At 30.3% G+C, this 18,495-nt stretch carries 19 protein-coding genes and 1 tRNA gene; 13 read left to right on the top strand and 7 right to left on the bottom strand.

The annotated features are described in order from the left end of the window. The 7 genes from ITB9_RS15225 to ITB9_RS15195 form a co-directional block, all read left to right on the top strand. Positions 1-1,016, top strand: a 1,016-nt coding sequence (locus ITB9_RS15225) for a gliding motility-associated C-terminal domain-containing protein (protein WP_148638486.1), incomplete at its 5' end; no start/stop codon positions are given. Positions 1,017-1,086: 70 nt separating this feature from the next. Further along, positions 1,087-2,022 carry a type IX secretion system membrane protein PorP/SprF gene (locus ITB9_RS15220; protein ID WP_028289415.1) on the top strand — a complete coding sequence of 312 codons (936 nt, stop codon included), beginning with the start codon at positions 1,087-1,089 and terminating at the stop codon, positions 2,020-2,022. A gap of 20 nt (positions 2,023-2,042) precedes the next feature. After that, positions 2,043-3,956, top strand: a complete 1,914-nt coding sequence (locus ITB9_RS15215; protein WP_054852906.1) for an OmpA family protein — start codon at positions 2,043-2,045, stop codon at positions 3,954-3,956. A gap of 126 nt (positions 3,957-4,082) precedes the next feature. After that, positions 4,083-4,619, top strand: a complete 537-nt coding sequence (idi, locus tag ITB9_RS15210) for an isopentenyl-diphosphate Delta-isomerase (protein WP_028289417.1) — start codon at positions 4,083-4,085, stop codon at positions 4,617-4,619. Further along, a complete protein-coding gene (locus ITB9_RS15205) occupies positions 4,603-5,013 on the top strand; it encodes a 6-carboxytetrahydropterin synthase (RefSeq protein ID WP_028289418.1) in 411 nt (136 codons plus the stop codon). Before idi ends, ITB9_RS15205 begins: the two co-directional genes overlap by 17 nt. 95 nt (positions 5,014-5,108) lie before the next feature. After that, a complete protein-coding gene (locus ITB9_RS15200) occupies positions 5,109-5,378 on the top strand; it encodes a hypothetical protein (protein ID WP_028289419.1) in 270 nt (89 codons plus the stop codon). Between the two features lie 59 nt (positions 5,379-5,437). After that, positions 5,438-5,511, top strand: a tRNA-Thr gene (locus ITB9_RS15195). A gap of 111 nt (positions 5,512-5,622) precedes the next feature. Here ITB9_RS15195 and ITB9_RS15190 read toward each other — a convergent pair. The 5 genes from ITB9_RS15190 to ITB9_RS15170 form a co-directional block, all read right to left on the bottom strand. Further along, positions 5,623-6,321: a DUF4369 domain-containing protein gene (locus ITB9_RS15190; protein WP_028606983.1), complete on the bottom strand. Its 699-nt coding sequence runs from the start codon at positions 6,319-6,321 to the stop codon at positions 5,623-5,625. Between the two features lie 51 nt (positions 6,322-6,372). Continuing rightward, positions 6,373-7,680 carry a DUF819 domain-containing protein gene (locus ITB9_RS15185; protein ID WP_054852905.1) on the bottom strand — a complete coding sequence of 436 codons (1,308 nt, stop codon included), beginning with the start codon at positions 7,678-7,680 and terminating at the stop codon, positions 6,373-6,375. A 627-nt stretch (positions 7,681-8,307) separates the two neighbouring features. Continuing rightward, the gene (locus tag ITB9_RS15180; RefSeq protein ID WP_054852904.1) at positions 8,308-9,234 is read right to left on the bottom strand and encodes an alpha/beta hydrolase; all 927 of its coding nucleotides are present in this window, start codon (positions 9,232-9,234) and stop codon (positions 8,308-8,310) included. A gap of 388 nt (positions 9,235-9,622) precedes the next feature. Continuing rightward, a complete protein-coding gene (locus ITB9_RS15175) occupies positions 9,623-10,216 on the bottom strand; it encodes an alpha-ketoglutarate-dependent dioxygenase AlkB (protein WP_054852903.1) in 594 nt (197 codons plus the stop codon). Between the two features lie 3 nt (positions 10,217-10,219). Then, positions 10,220-10,579 carry a MauE/DoxX family redox-associated membrane protein gene (locus ITB9_RS15170; protein ID WP_028606987.1) on the bottom strand — a complete coding sequence of 120 codons (360 nt, stop codon included), beginning with the start codon at positions 10,577-10,579 and terminating at the stop codon, positions 10,220-10,222. Between the two features lie 43 nt (positions 10,580-10,622). On the opposite strand from ITB9_RS15170, the gene ITB9_RS15165 reads away from it, so the two are divergent. Further along, positions 10,623-11,288, top strand: coding sequence for a M15 family metallopeptidase (locus ITB9_RS15165; protein WP_054852902.1), 666 nt, complete (start codon positions 10,623-10,625; stop codon positions 11,286-11,288). A 4-nt stretch (positions 11,289-11,292) separates the two neighbouring features. Here ITB9_RS15165 and ITB9_RS15160 read toward each other — a convergent pair whose 3' ends face one another. Continuing rightward, positions 11,293-11,886, bottom strand: coding sequence for an RluA family pseudouridine synthase (locus tag ITB9_RS15160; RefSeq protein WP_371440206.1), 594 nt, complete (start codon positions 11,884-11,886; stop codon positions 11,293-11,295). Positions 11,887-12,259: 373 nt separating this feature from the next. Next, complete coding sequence (locus ITB9_RS15155; protein ID WP_028289427.1) at positions 12,260-12,910, bottom strand: YceI family protein; 651 nt, start codon at positions 12,908-12,910, stop codon at positions 12,260-12,262. Between the two features lie 166 nt (positions 12,911-13,076). Here ITB9_RS15155 and ITB9_RS15150 point away from each other — a divergent pair, with 166 nt between their 5' ends. The 5 genes from ITB9_RS15150 (at position 13,077) to ITB9_RS15130 (ending at position 18,486) form a co-directional block, all read left to right on the top strand. Continuing rightward, a complete protein-coding gene (locus ITB9_RS15150; RefSeq protein ID WP_054852900.1) occupies positions 13,077-13,634 on the top strand; it encodes a nucleotide exchange factor GrpE in 558 nt (185 codons plus the stop codon). A gap of 8 nt (positions 13,635-13,642) precedes the next feature. After that, on the top strand, positions 13,643-14,764 hold the full coding sequence (dnaJ, locus tag ITB9_RS15145; protein WP_054852899.1) for a molecular chaperone DnaJ: 1,122 nt from the start codon (positions 13,643-13,645) through the stop codon (positions 14,762-14,764). A 516-nt stretch (positions 14,765-15,280) separates the two neighbouring features. After that, positions 15,281-16,204: an ABC transporter ATP-binding protein gene (locus ITB9_RS15140; RefSeq protein WP_054852898.1), complete on the top strand. Its 924-nt coding sequence runs from the start codon at positions 15,281-15,283 to the stop codon at positions 16,202-16,204. A gap of 5 nt (positions 16,205-16,209) precedes the next feature. After that, entirely contained in the window at positions 16,210-17,523 is a 1,314-nt protein-coding gene (locus ITB9_RS15135; protein WP_054852897.1) for an ABC transporter permease, read from the top strand. Positions 17,524-17,535: 12 nt separating this feature from the next. Continuing rightward, positions 17,536-18,486, top strand: a complete 951-nt coding sequence (locus ITB9_RS15130) for a mechanosensitive ion channel family protein (protein ID WP_187294284.1) — start codon at positions 17,536-17,538, stop codon at positions 18,484-18,486. The last annotated feature ends 9 nt before the right edge of the window (positions 18,487-18,495 follow it).

The raw sequence follows: 18,495 nt of genomic DNA, 5'->3' as shown, positions 1-18,495 counted from the left end.
TTTTAGATGATAATACAGATCCAAATGATCCATGTGATTATAATGTTGATAGTATCACTGAAATTCTTGATAACGAATTTCTTAATGCAGATTGTGATGGAGATGGAGTTTCTAATGGTCAAGAGATAATTGATGGTTCAGATCCAGTAGATCCTTGTGATTATTTTGCAACAAATCAAGATCTTACAATAGTAACGGAAGCATGGGAAGCTTTAGATTGTGATGGAGATGGAGTTATTAACGAAACAGAATTAGTTGATGGTACAGACCCTCAGGATCCATGTGATTTCTTGATAACTAGTACAACTGTTTCTCAATCTGAAGATTGGTTTTTAGGAGATTGTGATTCAGATAATGTTCCAAACGGTGAAGAATTTCCTTTAGGAGATACAGATGGAGACGGAACACCAAACTGGTTAGATGCGGACGATGATAATGATGGTGTTGATACTATTAACGAAGACTATGCTGACGTAGATGACTCTGATGGAGATATTAATCCTGATGGAGATAATGATCCTACAAACGATGATAGCGATGGTGATGGTATACCTGATTACTTAGATACTGATGATGACAATGATGGTATCTTAACCGAAGATGAGTATCCTGATCCTAACCTTGACGGAATTGGTTTTGGTGGTGACGCAGTAGATAGTGATGGTGATGGTTTACCTGATTATTTAGATGTTAACAATGCTACACCTTCAGAAGATGAATTAGAGATATTTAATGCTGTAACACCTAATGGAGATGGTGATAATGATGTGTTTGTGATTAGAAACATTGAATTATACCCAGAAAATACAGTTAGGATTTATAACAGATGGGGAGTTATTGTTTATGAAACAACAGGTTATGCTCAAAACGGAAATTTCTTTAAAGGAGAATCTAATGGTAGAGTAAATGTGAAAGTTGAAAAACAATTACCAGTAGGAACTTACTTCTATATAGTTGAATATGATAATGGAAGTGAAACTAAATCAAGAGCTGGATACTTATATATTCAACGATAGATAATAGTTAATAAAAGAGGTAGCTGTTTAATAGTTACCTCTATTTAAAAAATAATTATACCTTTTTATAATGAAAAATAGAATTTTAATTTTAATAGCTCTTATTAGTACTGTAAGCTTTGTTGAAGTTTCTGCTCAACAAGATGCTCAATACACTCAGTATATGTATAATACTATGAGTGTAAATCCTGCTTATGCAGGTGCAAGAGATGGATTAAGTGCTTTACTATTATACCGTACTCAATGGGTAGGTTTAGATGGTGCTCCAGACACAGCTACTTTTAATATTCATTCTCCATTAGGTGGAGAGGATGGTAAGGTAGGTTTAGGTTTGTCTATTGTTAATGATCGTATTGGTCCAACTCAAGAAACATATGTTGATATTGATTTCTCATATACAATTAATACGTCTGACCAAGGAAGATTGTCTTTAGGATTGAAAGCTGGTGGTCATTTATTAGATATCAAATATTCTGAATTAAGTCAATATAATAGTGGTGACGCTTTATTAAATACAGATATTGATAATAAGTTTTCACCAAATATAGGAGCTGGTATCTATTACCGAAATGCAGATAAATGGTATTTAGGGCTTTCTGTTCCTAATTTATTAGAAACAACACACTTTGATGAAGCTTCATTGTCTGAGGCTAATGAAAGAATGAATGCTTATTTAATGGGAGGTTACGTTTTTGATGTAAATACAGATCTTAAATTAAAACCAGCATTTTTAGTTAAAGCGGTTACAGGTGCACCTCTTCAAGCAGATGTAACATTAAACGCTTTATATCAAGAAAAATTCACTTTTGGTTTAGCTTACCGTTGGGATGCTGCATTAAGTGGTTTATTAGGCTATCAAGTATCAGAAAGTGTAATGTTAGGTTTTGGTTATGATAGAGAAACAACAGACCTTGGTCAAACTCAGTTTAATTCTGGTTCATTTGAAGTCTTCTTAAGATTTGAACCAAGAGATTTAACTAAAATTTTATCACCAAGATTCTTTTAAATACATTCATTATATAGATTATGAAAAACAGATATATACTTTCTACTTTAATACTTGTGCTTTCGTTTACATTCTCATTTGCACAAGATGATGGTATTTCTAGTAGTACAGAAAAAAAATATGATAAACTTTCTTATGTAAAAACAACAAAAGCTTTATTAAAGCTTGTAGAGAAAGGTAACAAAACACCAGAAGTCTATAAAAAACTAGCTAATTCTTACTATTATAATTCTAAAATGGAAGATGCTGCAAAATGGTATGGAGAGTTATTTATGCTTAATGCTGTAATTGAATATGAGTACTATTACAGATACGCAATGAGCTTAAAAGCTATTGGTGATTATGAAGGAGCTAATACAAAAATGAAAGAATTCGCATCACTAAAACCTGATGACTCTAGAGCTATTTTATTCTTAAAATCTCCAAATTATTTAGAGGCTATTGAAGCGATGTCAGCTGATTTTGAATTAGAAAATTTAGACTTTAACTCACGTTTTTCCGACTTTGGAACATCATTTTTTAAAGACGGAATTGTTTTTGCTTCTTCAAGAGGTGATGGTAAGTTATACAAATGGAACGAACAACCATTCTTAGACCTGTATTTTAAGAGTAATGACTCTACAACTGTTAAGGATTTTTCTAATACCATAAACACTAAATTTCATGAGTCATCAACGTCATTTACTCAAGATGGTAAAACAATATATTTTACCAGAAACAATTACTTTAAAGGTAAAGTTAGAAAAAGTGACGAAAAAGTTAATGGTCTTAAAATTTTTAAAGCAGAGTTGGTTAATGGTTCATGGACAAATATTGTTAGCATGCCTTTTAATAGCAATGAATATAATGTAGCTCATCCAGCTTTGAGTTTGGATGAAACTAAGTTGTATTTTGCAAGTGATATGCCAGGAACTCATGGTAAATCTGATATTTATTATGTAGATATTTTAGAAGATGGTGCCTATGGAGAACCTGTTAACTTAGGTAGTACTATAAATACAGAAGGTAGAGAGAATTTTCCATATATGAGTAATAACGGAACTCTATATTTCTCATCAGATGGACACCAAGGTTTAGGAGGTTTAGATGTGTTTATGATTAAATTACACGATCCTAGTCATTCAGTTACTAATTTAGGTAAGCCAATTAACAGTTCTAGAGATGATTTTGAGTTTATTATAGACGAATTTTCAAATGAAGGTTACCTAACATCTAATAGGTACAATGGTAAAGGAGATGACGACATTTATAAATTTACCAGAACATTCTGTACTCAATTTGTTTATGGAACTACAGTTAATAAATTAACTAACGTTATTATACCTTATGCAAGTGTAGTTGTAATTAATGAAAAAGGTGTAGAAGTACAAAATTTAACCTCTGATCAAAATGGAGCTTTTAGTTATGAAGGACCTTGTAATAAACAAAAATATAGCATCATTGCATCAAAAGATGGATACATACAATCAGAACAAACATTTGTAGTAAAACCTAGAAAAAAAGAAGATATAGTTTTAAAACTTAATTTGACACCAGCAACTCAACAACCAGCTGAAGTAGGTATGGATTTAGTTGAAGTCTTAAACTTAAACCCAATTTATTTTGATTTTGATAAATCTAATATTAGACCAGATGCTGAAATTGAATTAAAGAAAGTTATTGATTACATGACTAAATATCCTTCTGTTAGAATTGATGTACAATCACACACAGATTCAAGAGCATCAGATGATTATAACTGGGCTTTGTCTAACCGAAGAAATGTGTCTACAAAACAATACATTATCCAAAAAGGAGGTATTGCTGCAGATAGATTGGAAGGAAAAGGCTACGGAGAAACGATGTTGGTTAATAGATGTAGTAATGATGTTAAATGTACTGAAGAAGAACACGATTTAAACAGACGAAGTAATTTTATTATCATAAATAACTAAGCATAAAAATCGTTTAATTTAATAATAAAAAAGCACCTTTACTAAGGTGCTTTTTTATTATTAAATTACTCAAAAATAAAAAAGACAAAATTCTAAGTATTAACTTTGTGTATCATAACGTAATTAATGAAAGAAGAACAAGTAATATTAGTAAATCAGTTTGACGAGCAAATTGGCTTAATGCCAAAAATGGAAGCACATGAAAAAGCCTTACTTCATAGAGCGTTTTCTGTTTTTGTTTTTAATGATAAAAACGAATTGATGCTACAACAAAGAGCTTTAAGCAAATACCATTCTCCTGGACTATGGACTAATACCTGTTGTAGTCATCAAAGAGAAGGTGAAACTAATTTACAAGCAGGAACCAGACGTTTGCAAGAAGAAATGGGATTTACAACAGCATTAGTTGAAAAAACCTCCTTCATTTATAAAGCACCTTTTGATAACGGTTTAACTGAGCATGAATTAGACCATATTATGGTTGGATACTATCAAGAGGAACCAATAATTAATAAAGATGAAGTTGAAAGTTGGAAATGGATGCCTTTAGAAGACGTTAGGCAAGACATAATTAATCAACCTGAGTTATATACAGCTTGGTTTAAAATTATATTCGATAAGTTTTACCAATTTATAAATATTAGCAATGAAAGTAACAGTTAGTAGAAAAGCACATTTTAATGCAGCACATAGGCTATATCGTAAAGATTGGACCAATGAAAAAAATGACCAGATATTTGGTAAGTGTAACAATGCTAATTTTCATGGACATAATTACGAGCTAATTGCCAGTGTAACAGGTACAATTGACCCAGAAACAGGTTATGTTATTGATGTTAAAATTTTAAAAGACATCATAAAGTCTGAAGTAGAGGATGCTTTTGATCACAAAAATTTAAATTTAGATGTGCCAGAGTTTAAAGATTTAAATCCTACAGCCGAAAATATAGTTGTAGTTATTTATAACAAAGTTAAAGCAAAACTTAATTCAGATTTAGATCTAGAAATAACACTTTATGAGACGCCTAGAAACTTTGTAAAGTATTCAGGAGAATAATTATATAAATTATAAAAGAAGGCTTTAAAATGCATTTAAATAGTTTTAATTCGGAACTTTATATGTAAATTTGCAGCTAAATAAAAATTAATATTATGGCAAATAAAAGAGATCTAAAAAAAGACATAAACTATGTTTTAGGAGATATTATTGAAGCAGTATACGTTTGGGAATTTTCTAACACTGATAAAGATACAAAAGACAGCGAAGCTATCATTGATGATGCAATTAATACGTTTGATGAATTAATAGCAAAGACTAATGATAAAAGTGTCGAGAATAAAAAAGCACACTTTAATGCCATCAAATCAGACCTTGAAACTAAAGGTAGAGCGTTAATTGAAAGAATTAATAAATTAGGATAAAATTTTTTTAGAAAAAGTTTGCAGATATCATAGATAACTCTATATTTGCAAACTCTTTTGCCGATGTAGCTCAGCTGGCTAGAGCAGCTGATTTGTAATCAGCAGGTCGTGGGTTCGAGTCCCTCCATCGGCTCTTAAAAAGCTTCTCAATTTGGGAAGCTTTTTTTATGTCTAATAGTCAACAAAAAAAAGCCATTTAATTTCTTAAATGGCTTTTTTAATTTGATCTATTTTTTAAATAATCTTACTGTTCAGATTTTTTGATATCTGCGATGTATTTATCTAATTGCTTTCCGTATTTAGAGGCTTTAATCTTAGGTGTTAATACTTTATTTATAGTATCTAAGTATTTCACGTTAGCATCATATATTTCCGATAATGCTAAATATGGAGCAACTTCGCTATCGTTGTGTGTTACAGCAAAATTAGCAGTGTATAAATACTTTCGTTTTACAAAACTATTTATTGCTAATTGAGTTTTATTTTGCTTTATAGTATCATTATCTCTTGCAGCTTCAAACAACTCTTTAGTTAGATCTAAGTTTCTATCGGTAAATTTACCAATCATTGTTAAATACTCTTCTAAAGTTTCATGTTGCTTAGACCCTTTGATTTTTGCGTCGTAAGCAAAGTTTTTTAATGTAGAATTAATTTCAGTTACACCTTTATCTGCAAAAAACGAAATCCTGTCATCTACTTTTGTATTCTTATTTAAATACAAGTAAAACATTTCTGGTTCTGAAATATCTGATTGTAATGTAAATTCTGAATCTCCATTGACGCTAACCGAATCTACAGTTACTAATATAGTATCACTAACTTTTTTTAAATATACAGTTCCTTTTTTTAATCCTTTAATGTTTCCTTTAACGGTAAGTTTGTCGCTATCGCTTCCGCAGGAAAAAATTGAAACTAGTAGTAATAATGCAATAATCTTTTTCATCTAAAATTTGGTTTTAAAGTGGGCAAATATCAATTAAAAAAAACAAAAATACTAACCTCCAGATGCTAATTGCATTAAAATAGTACAACCAATGGCTGCTAATGTTCCTACTGCATAACCAAAAACTGCTAATAAAACACCTACAGTTGCTAAAGAAGGATGAAAAGCTGATGCTACAATTGGTGCAGATGCTGCACCACCAACATTAGCTTGACTACCTACAGCTAAAAAGAAATAAGGAGCCTTAATTAATTTGGCTACACCTATTAATAATAATGCGTGAATGGTCATCCAAACTAATCCTATAGCTATTAAACCTACGTTATCAAAAATAGAGGTAATGTCTATTTTCATTCCTATTGTTGCAACTAATATGTATATAAAAACACTTCCAAATTTACTTGCTCCTGCACCTTCAAAGTTTTTAGCTTTAGTAAAGGATAAAATAATTGCAATAATAGTTGCAATGCTTATCATCCAGAAAAAAGTACTATCTAAAAAGGTAAATGTATTTTTTAATGTTTGAGACTGTATGTCTGAAACAATTTTGCCAAAGAAAGGCGCTAAGTTATCTGCGCAGTAGTGCGCAATACTTACAGATCCAAAAGCAATAGCTGCAAGTAACATTAAATCTGTTACTGTTGGATTACGTTTGATACTTTCGGTATAAGATGACACTTTTTCCTTTAAAGCTTCAATAGACGATGTGTCAGCTTTTAACCATTTATTGATTTTAGCTCTTTTTCCTATTCCTATTAATAAAATAGCCATCCAAACATTAGCAACTACAATATCTACAAAAACCATTTTACCATATTCAGCTTGATTATATCCGTAAATTTCTAGCATTGCAGTTTGATTAGCTCCTCCACCAATCCAACTTCCTGCCAATGTAGATAGACCTCTCCATACAGCATCTGGTCCAATGCCTCCAACTGTTTCTGGTGATATTGCAGAGATTAATAATATTGCAATTGGACCACCAATTACAATACCTAAAGTACCAGTAAAAAACATAATTAAAGCTTTCCATCCTAAGTTAAAAACCGCCTTAAGATCTATACTTAAGGTCATTAGTACTAAAGCAGCTGGCAATAAGTAACGACTGGCTACAAAATATAAATTGGTTTTATGTTTTATAACGTCTCCAGTATTTGATGTGGTTTCCCATTCTGGAGCAATTAATCCTATAGTTGTTAGTATGGCTGGAAGCATGTAAGCCATAAATAATCCAGGGACAATTTTGTAAAATTTTTCCCAGAAACCTCCTTTTAAAGATTCTGTATAAAATATAAAGCCTAATGCAAGCATTAGTACTCCAAAAACGACAGTGTCGTTAGTAAATAATGGTTCAGTCATAATGTTAGTTTATAGTCAACGCAAAATAATCAAATAAAATGGTTATTAAAAGGTTTAAAATTAAAGTTTGGCACAGGATTTGTTTAGTATTAAATGTAATTACTTATGATGACTTTTTAACACTAGGTGTGGTTACCTAAACAAGAACGAGTAAACAATTACATTTGGTTGGTTAGTATGAAAAAGCATCATTTAAATGATGCTTTTTCTGTTTTATAATATTAATAAATCTTTAACAAGACAAGGTGTTAGTAAATTATAATTGGCACGACAATTGTACTATTAAGTTTGTAGTTATTTATGATGACTTTCTTACACAGGTGTGGTTACCTAAATAGAAACGAGTAATAATTACATTTGGTTGGTTAGTATGAAAAAGCATCATTTTTAATGATGCTTTTTCTGTTTTATTACATTAGTAAATATTTAACAATCAATAGAGTTAGTTTATAATAATTGGCACGACAATTGTAATATAGTTAATGTAATTATTTACTAAGACTTTCAAAATAGGTGTGGTTACCTATAATAGAAACGAGTAATAATTATCATATTTTTGGTTGGTTAGTATGAAAAAGCATCCTTGTTTAAGGATGCTTTTTCTATTTTAAATATATTGTTATGTCTTTATTCTTTTATAAAAGTAATAATAGCATCAATTAAGCCATTTGCTAATGGACGATGAGACTCATTATATGATTTTGAATTTTCTAAATCACCACCTTCAATGGTTACCAATACATGGTTCATGTTTTCAATAATTTTTAATTGGGCTTTGTTGCTTGCGTTTTTAAGATTTTCAGCTTCAGCTTTACTAACTTGTAAGTCTTTACTACCATGTAGTATTAATGATGGAATGTTTAAAGTGCTTAGTATTGAAGTAGGATTGTACTGCATCCAATTCATTATAAAACGTTGGGTTTCGATATTAAAAATAGAAGATAAAGCTACAGGATAATCAGTTGTTGTTTTTCCTGTTTTTAAAATTTCAAAAATACGTTGTGTATCCTGACTAAACTGAGGCGCAGTTTTGGCAACTTCTTCTGTTATAACACTATCAATACTTTTTCCAGAACCTGCTAAAGATATAAATCCATTGGCTTTATCTTTTGAGGCTAACATACCAATTAAGCTACCTTGATCATGACCAATCACATATATTTTATTAAACGTGTTTGTTTTAATAAAGTAATCTATAACCGAAGTGGCATCTGTTACAAAATCATCAAAAATAATAGTATTATCAACACTTCTTTCTCGTATTTGCTTAACTATACGTTTGTCATACCTGAATGTTGCAATTTGATTATTACTTAAACTAATGGCTAGTTTTTTAAGATTATTAGTTTTTAAAAAATTTTGATTCCCATCTTTATCTGTCGGACCTGATCCACCAATAATTATAGCTAAGTTTGGTTTTTGTATTGTTTTAGGAGTTAAAAGTGTACCATTAATGTAATTATTGATTGCAATATCTTTACTTATATATTGTGTGTCTTGTGCCAGAATTATTGTGGAGGTCAATGCAAAAAATAGTAATAGGTAAGATTTCATGTTATAGTATTTTTTATAGTAACTCAAATAGTAAGATATAATTGTATTTAATAATTCAAATTTACGCTTAATTTTTTTGTCCATAAAAGATTGATTTTGGACTTATATCATATCGTTTTTAATCGGTGATATGTTGTGTTTTGTCAATAAATGTTAAAATTTAATGTATTTCATCGATAAATGATGTTTTTAAACGTTTTTATTTGAAATAAGTTTTATGTTTGTATTGTGCTAAAAATTACATACTTTTTAGTTCAATGGATTAATTAATTATTATTTGCATAATTAAGTAGGTTTTTAAAATATAAATCTGCGTAAAGTAAAAAATGTTAAATAGCAAGAAGCCAAGGTTGAGGGACCTTGGCTTTTATGTTTTAAATAGTTAAAATTAATTTATAATTCTGTACGTTAAATTAATTCTTGGTTTAATAATTTTTTTTGTCTTAGCAATTTGATGTAGCCAATGTTGTTGCGTGCTTCCTTTCATTACTAATAAACTTCCAGATTGTAATTCTATTTTATGTTTTAAATGTTTATGTACTTTATGTTTTAGGCTAAAAGGTCTTACTTGTCCCAAACTAATCGAAGCTATTATTGGGTTTTTACCCAATTCTTTCTCATTATCAGCATGCCAACCGTTGCTATCTTGACCATCTCTATAAAGATTAGCTAAACAGGTTGTAAATGTATTGTTTTCAATATCTTCTATCTTTTTTTTTATTTCGCTTAAAGCGGAAGAAAAGCCATGAGGCTGCATCGTAATATTAGAATAACTGTAAGGCTTTTTATTATCAGCAAATAAAGCAGTTAATCTTGGTTGCGCATATGTTTTGCCAAAAACAGTAATGTCATCCTGTTGCCAAGGTATTTCGTTTAATAAAATTTTAAAATAGTAATCAGCTTCTTCGGGATTTAAAAAATTAGGATAATATGTAATATCCGAATCGGGTAAGTTAAGTTTAAATGCTTCTGAAAATAACATACACTAAAATTTTAAATACCAATAAGCCCAATACATTAACCCAAATTGTAACGGAATACGTAATACTAAAATCCAAGTTGCAATTCCAGCCGAAGCTTTTTTACCTGACAACATATAAAAATGAACCATTAAAAATATAGCTAACATTATTATAATAGCATAAATACTAATGTCTTTTAATAATGGAATACAAACAGTGATACCCAAAAGGATTTCGGCAAAACCACTTAAATGCACAAGTAATTTATGATTAGGTAAATATCTAGGCATAATACGCATATATAATTTTGGTTTAACAAAATGCATAATTCCTGCAAAGATGTACATTAGACTCATTATATAAAGATGCCAAGGATAGTCCATAGTAAGTTTTTATTTTATAAATTTAGCCTATAATTTATATAATATGAAGCTTAGCATAACACTTTTAATAACTTTTTTTTCTACCATTTGTTTAGCACAATTACCAAAAGGATTTGTATATGCACAAGATGTGATTGAAGATTTAGCTGTACAATTAAAATATTGTCAAGATGATAATTTTGTAGGTGAGCAAATTGATGGTTACAAAAAAGAAATTGTAATTATGACAAATCAGGCAGCTCAAGCCTTAAAAAAAATACAAGACACCTTGAAAAAGCAAGGTTTAGGTCTTAAAATTTATGATGCATACCGACCACAACGTGCTGTAAATCATTTTGTACGCTGGGCAAAACAAATTAATGATACTTTAAAAAAGCATGATTACTATCCAAATGTAAAAAAACAAAACTTGTTTAAAAAAGGTTATATAGCTTCAAAATCAAGACATAGTAGTGGTAGTACAGTAGATTTAACCATTGTAAATTTAGAAACAGGTGAGCCTCTAGATATGGGATCACCTTTTGATTTTTTTGGTCCAGCGTCTTGGGTTAAAAATTCTAATTTAACAACACAACAACAATCTAATCGTGATTTGTTACAAAAAGTAATGACCACTAACGGTTTTAGAAATTACTCGCAAGAATGGTGGCATTTTACTTTAAGAGGAGAACCTTTTAGAAACCAATATTTTGATTTTCCAGTAGAGTAGCAGCTTAGGCTTTAAAATCAGGGAATATTTTAGTAAACCGTTTTGGTAACTTAGATGTTAATACTAAATGTGTATTTGTAAAAGGATGAGTAAACGCTAAAGAATATGCGTGTAAATACAACCCTTTCCCTTTTAATATTAATGACTCAAAACCATAAGTTTGATCACCAAGTATTGGGTGACCTATACTAAATAAGTGTTTTCTTAATTGATGTCTTCTGCCAGTTTTAGGATTAAGTTTTACTAAATTTAAAGTTTCAAAACGTTTAGAAATTACCGTTTGGCACACTTGATAATCAGAGTGTGATGTTTTATCATCAATATTTGTTTTGATGCTTCCATTATTTGACATGTTACCAATAGTAATAGCGTAGTAAGATTTGGTAATAGCTCTAGTTTTAAATAAAGTATTTAAAGCACGAATACTACTGCTAGTTTTTCCTATTAATAAAATACCAGTTGTAGCATAATCCAATCTGTGTACAGGTTGTGGTTGTGTAGCATCATCAAGTGTACTTGGTTTTAAGTTTTGTAATAAAGCATTAGCTATCGTTTTAAAAGTGTTTCCGCTAACTAATATACCTGCAGGTTTATGTATTACAGCTAGGTAATTATCTTCAAATAAGACGTCTAATTTTAATTTAAGTTTGTTGTTTAAAGTATTGTTTTCTGGTAGATTTAAAACTATTGTTTCTCCTCCTTTGATAAAAGTGGCTGTAGTTGCAATACTTCCATTTACAGTTATAAATTGTTTTTTTAATACTTTTTTTAAAGCCGATTTTGTAGCTATTGTATCAAAAATTCCAACACCATACTCTTGAAGCCTAATGGTTTGATTTAACGAAGGGACAATATGTGTTTGTGTTGTTTTAATATTGGTGTTGTTTAAGTATTTTAAAATTCAAATCTAAATTAAATAAAAAAAGCCACAACATAAGTTGTGACTTTTAGAGTTATCAATCAAAAGGGGATTAAGCTTTTTTAGCTTTAACCAATATTTTAATTTCTACATCATTTTTAATTAACTTGTCACCTAATGAAGCAGCTACATCATCACTAGTAGCAGCATTATACATAATGTTCCATAATGTTCTGTCAATTGTAAATGTATCACTAGAAATAGTTACATCATCACCATTTACGCTAACTGTAGCAGGAAAAGTAACATTCTTTTTAATACCTTTCATTGTTAGGTTACCACTAATGTTATTTCCATCAACTTTTGTAATTTCAAAAGCAGCAGTACTAAATTTTTCTACATCAAAAAAGTCAACGCTCTTTAAGTGACCAATTAGGTTAGCATTAGCTTCTTCTGTTTCAGGAATGTCAGTACATTTAATAGTATTAATATCAAAAATAAAACTTCCACCTACTAATTTATCTCCTTCTAATTCAGCAACACCTTTAGATACATTAATAGTTCCTTCGTGTCCACCAACAATTTTATTAGCTTTCCAGATAATCATAGATTGGTCTGCATCTGCTTTATATTTATTAGCTTCAACATTTTCTACAACAGTTTCTGCTTCACCTGTTTTGGCATCTTTAACATCGCTTTTACAAGCAACAATAGTTGTTCCTACCAAAGCAACAGCAAATAGATTTAATACAATTTTTTTCATGATATAAGTTTTAAGGTTTTTATTATTTTACAATGCAAATATATAAATAATCTTCCATGGAAACTAATTAAATAAATGTTAATAAAAATTGTGACATTTTGACATTGTTGATAGTAATGGCAGTACTTTTGCCTATCAGTAAATGTATTTCAAAATAAGTACAACAATGAGCAAGAAAAGTAAAAAAGAAACAAATATAGAAGAAGAAGTTAAAGCAACTTCTAATCAAACCGAAGCAACGACTGAACAAGAAGAAGTTGTTGAAGAATTAACCGTTGAAGAACAGTTAAAAGTAGATTTGCAACAAGAAAAAGATAAATTTTTACGTCTTTTTGCTGAATTTGAAAATTATAAAAAACGTACATCCAAAGAGCGTATAGAGTTATTTCAAACCGCTAGTAAAGATGTCATGGTGTCATTATTGCCAGTTTTAGATGATTTTGAACGCGCTTTGTTACATATTGAAGATGACAAAGAAGCAGAAGAATTACGTAAAGGTGTCTTGTTAATTTACAATAAACTGGTTCAAGTTTTACAACAAAAAGGATTAGCTAAAATTGAAGTGAATGCTGGAGATGTATTTAATGCAGATCACCATGAAGCAATTACACAAATAGCAGCACCAACGGATGATTTAAAAGGTAAAATTGTAGACGTAATAGAAAAAGGATACAAACTAGGTGAAACTGTAATACGTTTTCCTAAAGTAGTTATCGGACAATAAAAGATAGTATGGCTAAAAGAGATTTTTACGAAATATTAGGTATAAATAAATCGGCTACTCAAGCTGAAATCAAAAAGGCATACCGTAAAAAAGCAATCGAATTTCATCCAGATAAAAATCCAGATGATAAAGACGCTGAATCTAAATTTAAGGAAGCAGCTGAAGCTTATGAAATATTAAGTGACGAGAATAAAAAAGCACGTTACGACCAATTCGGACACCAAGCATTTGAAGGTGGTGGTGGTGGCTACAGTGGTGGCGGAATGAATATGGACGACATCTTTAGCCAATTTGGTGACATCTTTGGAGGTGGAGGTTTCTCTGGTTTTGGAGGAGGCTTCGGAGGAGGAGGTGGACAACGTCGCGTTAAAGGTAGCAACCTACGTGTACGTTTAAAACTTACCCTTGAAGAAATTGCCAATGGTGTAGAAAAAAAGATAAAAGTCAAACGTAAAGTTCAGGCGTCTGGTACAACCTACAAAACATGTTCAACATGTAATGGTTCTGGTCAAGTAACCAGAGTAACTAATACCATTTTAGGTCGTATGCAAACAGCATCACCTTGTAATACATGTGGTGGATCTGGACAAATTATAGATAAAAAACCAAGTAATGCAGATGCACAAGGTATGGTTGCTAAGGAAGAAACAATTCCTGTAAATATTCCTGCAGGTGTTGTAGATGGTATGCAACTTAAAGTGTCTGGTAAAGGTAACGAAGCTCCAGGAAACGGAATTTCGGGAGATTTACTTGTAGCTATTGAAGAAGAAGCACACGAGTCACTTCAACGTGAAGGAGATAATTTACACTATGATCTATACGTAAGTTTACCTGATGCAATATTAGGGACTTCTAAAGAAATAGATACTGTAACAGGAAAAGTGCGTATTAAAATTGAAGCAGGTATGCAATCGGGTAAAATTTTACGCTTACGCGGAAAAGGAATACCAAGCATAAATGGTTATGGTAAAGGTGATTTGTTAGTACATGTTAATGTATGGACTCCAAAGACTTTAAATAAAAGCCAAAAAGAGTTTTTTGAAAGTATGAGAGAAGATGAGCATTTTTCACCTAAACCAGAAAGAAGTGATAAATCATTTTTTGAAAAAGTAAAAGATATGTTCTCTTAAATTTGAAAAATAAAAGGCATTCAAGAAATATCAAATCCGTTAGTAATAACGGATTTTTTTGTTTTTAGTCTATTAAATTAAATCATTTAACATCTTAGTTTAATAAATTATACTATATTTGACTTATCACTAGCTTAGCTAGTGGTAATTTTTCTTTTTCATAGCAATTTTTTCCCATCCTTTATTTTTAAAGGGTGGGTTTTGTTTTTAATGAACCTTTTATTTTGTAATATCAAGAAGCATAATAAAAAAAATAGTTGAATGACACTGAATTAAAACAAAAATATAAAGTGCTATTTCTCTTTACTCTTTAGCTAAAAAGCATGATTCATAAAGTTTTAAACGTATTTAATTACCTAATTATCAGTTGCACTTATTTAGCTAATAAATTTATAACTTAAAAATAAAAGTAATCAAGTAGTTAAAAATTAGTAAATCTTTAATGTTACTCTTTTAACATTTTCTATATTTACAAAGCGTGCTATTAGTACTCGCAATAATCAACTAAAAAAACCTATGAGTAACCTTTTAGAGGTGCATAATGTATCCAAAAAATTTGGAGACTTTACTGCATTAAATAATGTGTCTATTACTGTACCTAAAGGCAGTATTTTTGGTCTTTTAGGACCTAATGGAGCAGGAAAAACAACCTTAATCAGAGTCATAAATCAAATAACAATGCCAGATCATGGTCATGTATTGTTAGATGGAGAAGCACTTAAAAATCATCATATTAGAGATATAGGATATTTGCCAGAAGAAAGAGGTTTATATAAATCTATGAAGGTTGGTGAGCAAGCTTTATACCTTGCACAGTTAAAAGGAATGCAAAAATCCGAAGCCAAAAAACGTTTAAAAATGTGGTTTGAGCGTCTTGAAATTGGAGATTGGTGGAATAAAAAAATACAAGAGCTATCTAAAGGTATGGCTCAAAAAATACAATTTGTAGTAACAGTTTTACACGAACCTAAACTGTTGATTTTTGATGAGCCCTTTTCTGGTTTTGATCCAATTAATGCTAATTTAATAAAAGACGAAATTTTAAGATTACGTGATGAAGGTGCAACGGTTATTTTTTCGACACATCGCATGGAATCTGTTGAAGAATTGTGTGATCATATTGCATTAATCCACAAATCTAATAAGGTTTTAGACGGAAATTTAATGGATGTTAAACGTCAATACAAAACCAATACATTCCAGATTGGTATTAAACCTAATAATAGTACTTTAGAACAAGAATTAGCTTCTAAATTTAGTGTGACTCCTGCCGAATTTAAAACTTTAGGTGATGATTTAAAATTGAACATTAAATTATCCCAAGATGAATCTGCAAACGACTTACTTAGCTATTTAACTAATCAAGGACAAATTTCTCATTTTGTTGAAGTTATTCCAAGTGCCAACGATATTTTTATTCAAACTGTAAAGAATAATTAATTATTATGAACCATCTTTCACTAATCATACAACGCGAATATTTAACTAAAGTTAGAAATAAATCGTTTTTAATAATGACTATTCTTAGTCCATTAATAATGATTGCACTTATAACTGTGGTAGTTTATTTATCGCAAATGAATAACAATAAACAACGTACCATTTCTGTTTTAGACGAGTCTGGTTTTGTTACTAACGCCTTTAAAAGCACAGAAAAAACAACGTATAATATTTTAACAGGCGTAACACTAGAAAATGCAAAAACCATTGTTGAAGAACAAGGTGACTACGGCTTACTTCATATTAATAAAATCGAAAATTTTGATTTAGTAGATGGTAGTGTTCAGTTTTATTCTGAAGATTCACCATCACTGTCAGTAATTTCTTCATTAGAAAATAAAATTGAAAAGGAGTTAACTAATCAAAATATGGCTCAAAAAGGTATTGATATTGAAACTATCAATGCTTCAAAAATCAAAATAGATATTTCTCAAGAAAACTTTTCAGGTGTTAAGTCTTCAAAAATCGATAGTGTAGTTAAGTTAGCATTTGGTGGAGCAGCTGGTTATTTACTATTTATGTTTATCATTATATATGGTAACATGATTATGAGAAGTGTTATTGAAGAAAAAACAAGCCGAATTATTGAAGTTATTATTTCTTCTGTAAAACCTGTACAATTAATGTTAGGTAAAATTATTGGGACCTCACTTGCTGGAATTACGCAATTTGTAATTTGGATAATTCTAGGAGGTGTACTATTAACTGTCGTATCTGCTATATTTGGCATTGATTTCGCGCAAGCGCAAACACCACAACAGGAGTTAATGCGTCAAGCTATGGAAAATCCTGATGCTAGTATGAAAGTACAAAGCCTGTTTACTGCTTTTTATAATTTACCATTGGCTAATTTGGTAATAGCATTTTTACTGTTTTTTATAAGTGGTTATTTGTTATACAGTTCGCTTTATGCAGCAATTGGAGCAGCAGTAGATAATGAAACAGATACACAACAATTTATGTTGCCAATTTTAATGCCATTAATATTAGCAGTTTATGTTGGTATGTTTACGGTTATAGAGGATCCTCATGGGACTGTAAGTACTATATTTTCATTTATTCCGTTTACTTCACCAGTCGTTATGTTAATGAGAATTCCGTTTGGAGTGCCTATTTGGCAGCAGATTGTGTCGTTATTATTATTAATAGGTACCTTTTTGTTAACCGTTTGGTTTGCAGCAAAAATATATAGAGTTGGTATTTTAATGTATGGTAAAAAGCCAACTTATAAAGAGTTAATCAAGTGGATTAAGTACTAAAACATGTTACAAATGCAGGATAACAAAGTGTCTACTAAAATTGAGGAAGAAGTAAATAAAGTTAGCGACGCAATTGTTGAAAGCTCTATATGGGAGAAGTTTGTGGAGTTTTTAAATTTTAAAATCTACTCTTTTACAGATACTCAAGGTAACATCACTAGTGTTATAAAAATTAAATATGTACTATTAATCATATTAGTATTATTATTAACGACCTACGTATTACGTTGGATAAGAAAAATAATAACCAGAAAACTGCCTGAAGATGATAAAGCAAAGTTTGTTACCGTTTTTTCGTTTGCAAGATGGATAATTTATGGCATTGTTTTTTTAGTATCAATAGACTCGTTAGGTATTGATGTAACAGCAGTTTTTGCAGCTTCGGCAGCATTATTAATTGGTGTTGGTTTGGCCTTACAAACGTTATTTCAGGATATTATTTCTGGTGTGTTTATTTTAATAGACCAATCTGTACACGTTGGAGATATTATAGAAATTGACGATAAAGTTGGTCGTATTGAAGAAATTAAACTTCGTACTACAAGAGCAGTTACAATAGACAATAAAGTATTAATTATACCTAATCATTTATACTTAACCAATAGTTTGTATAATTGGACACAAAACGGATCAACTACCAGAGAAAGCGTCGATGTTGGAGTGGCTTATGGAAGTGATGTAGATTTGGTTAAGACATTATTGTTACAAGCAGCAAAATCATGTAAAATGGTGTTTGAACAACCAGCTCCTGCAGTTTTGTTTACAGATTTTGGGGACAGTGCTTTAAATTTTAGAGTTGCATTTACTATTGCGGATAGCTTTAATGCTAGAATCCCTAAAAGCGAAATTAGATTTGCAATAGATAAATTATTCAGAGAAAATAATATATCTATTCCATTCCCTCAAAGAGACATACATATCATACAAGATAATAATCAAAAACAAGAATTAAAAATTAAATAACAAGACACT

Origin of the sequence: Olleya sp. ITB9 (assembly GCF_001315805.1) — a bacterium.
GTDB lineage: Bacteria > Bacteroidota > Bacteroidia > Flavobacteriales > Flavobacteriaceae > Olleya > Olleya sediminilitoris.
The sequence above is the reverse complement of the archived record's forward strand: the minus strand, read 5'-3'. Positions and strand labels throughout refer to the sequence as shown.

What these genes read in the sequence shown, in the direction of transcription:
- ITB9_RS15155 (WP_028289427.1), bottom strand. Translation starts at nt 12,910, where the DNA reads ATGAAAAAAATTGTATTAAATCTATTTGCTGTTGCTTTGGTAGGAACA.
- ITB9_RS15180 (WP_054852904.1), bottom strand. Translation starts at nt 9,234, where the DNA reads ATGAAATCTTACCTATTACTATTTTTTGCATTGACCTCCACAATAATT.
- ITB9_RS15175 (WP_054852903.1), bottom strand. Translation starts at nt 10,216, where the DNA reads ATGTTATTTTCAGAAGCATTTAAACTTAACTTACCCGATTCGGATATT.
- ITB9_RS15190 (WP_028606983.1), bottom strand. Translation starts at nt 6,321, where the DNA reads ATGAAAAAGATTATTGCATTATTACTACTAGTTTCAATTTTTTCCTGC.
- ITB9_RS15170 (WP_028606987.1), bottom strand. Translation starts at nt 10,579, where the DNA reads ATGGACTATCCTTGGCATCTTTATATAATGAGTCTAATGTACATCTTT.
- ITB9_RS15205 (WP_028289418.1), top strand. Translation starts at nt 4,603, where the DNA reads ATGAAAGTAACAGTTAGTAGAAAAGCACATTTTAATGCAGCACATAGG.
- ITB9_RS15130 (WP_187294284.1), top strand. Translation starts at nt 17,536, where the DNA reads ATGCAGGATAACAAAGTGTCTACTAAAATTGAGGAAGAAGTAAATAAA.
- ITB9_RS15215 (WP_054852906.1), top strand. Translation starts at nt 2,043, where the DNA reads ATGAAAAACAGATATATACTTTCTACTTTAATACTTGTGCTTTCGTTT.
- ITB9_RS15200 (WP_028289419.1), top strand. Translation starts at nt 5,109, where the DNA reads ATGGCAAATAAAAGAGATCTAAAAAAAGACATAAACTATGTTTTAGGA.
- ITB9_RS15150 (WP_054852900.1), top strand. Translation starts at nt 13,077, where the DNA reads ATGAGCAAGAAAAGTAAAAAAGAAACAAATATAGAAGAAGAAGTTAAA.
- ITB9_RS15140 (WP_054852898.1), top strand. Translation starts at nt 15,281, where the DNA reads ATGAGTAACCTTTTAGAGGTGCATAATGTATCCAAAAAATTTGGAGAC.
- ITB9_RS15220 (WP_028289415.1), top strand. Translation starts at nt 1,087, where the DNA reads ATGAAAAATAGAATTTTAATTTTAATAGCTCTTATTAGTACTGTAAGC.
- dnaJ (WP_054852899.1), top strand. Translation starts at nt 13,643, where the DNA reads ATGGCTAAAAGAGATTTTTACGAAATATTAGGTATAAATAAATCGGCT.
- ITB9_RS15135 (WP_054852897.1), top strand. Translation starts at nt 16,210, where the DNA reads ATGAACCATCTTTCACTAATCATACAACGCGAATATTTAACTAAAGTT.
- ITB9_RS15185 (WP_054852905.1), bottom strand. Translation starts at nt 7,680, where the DNA reads ATGACTGAACCATTATTTACTAACGACACTGTCGTTTTTGGAGTACTA.
- ITB9_RS15165 (WP_054852902.1), top strand. Translation starts at nt 10,623, where the DNA reads ATGAAGCTTAGCATAACACTTTTAATAACTTTTTTTTCTACCATTTGT.
- idi (WP_028289417.1), top strand. Translation starts at nt 4,083, where the DNA reads ATGAAAGAAGAACAAGTAATATTAGTAAATCAGTTTGACGAGCAAATT.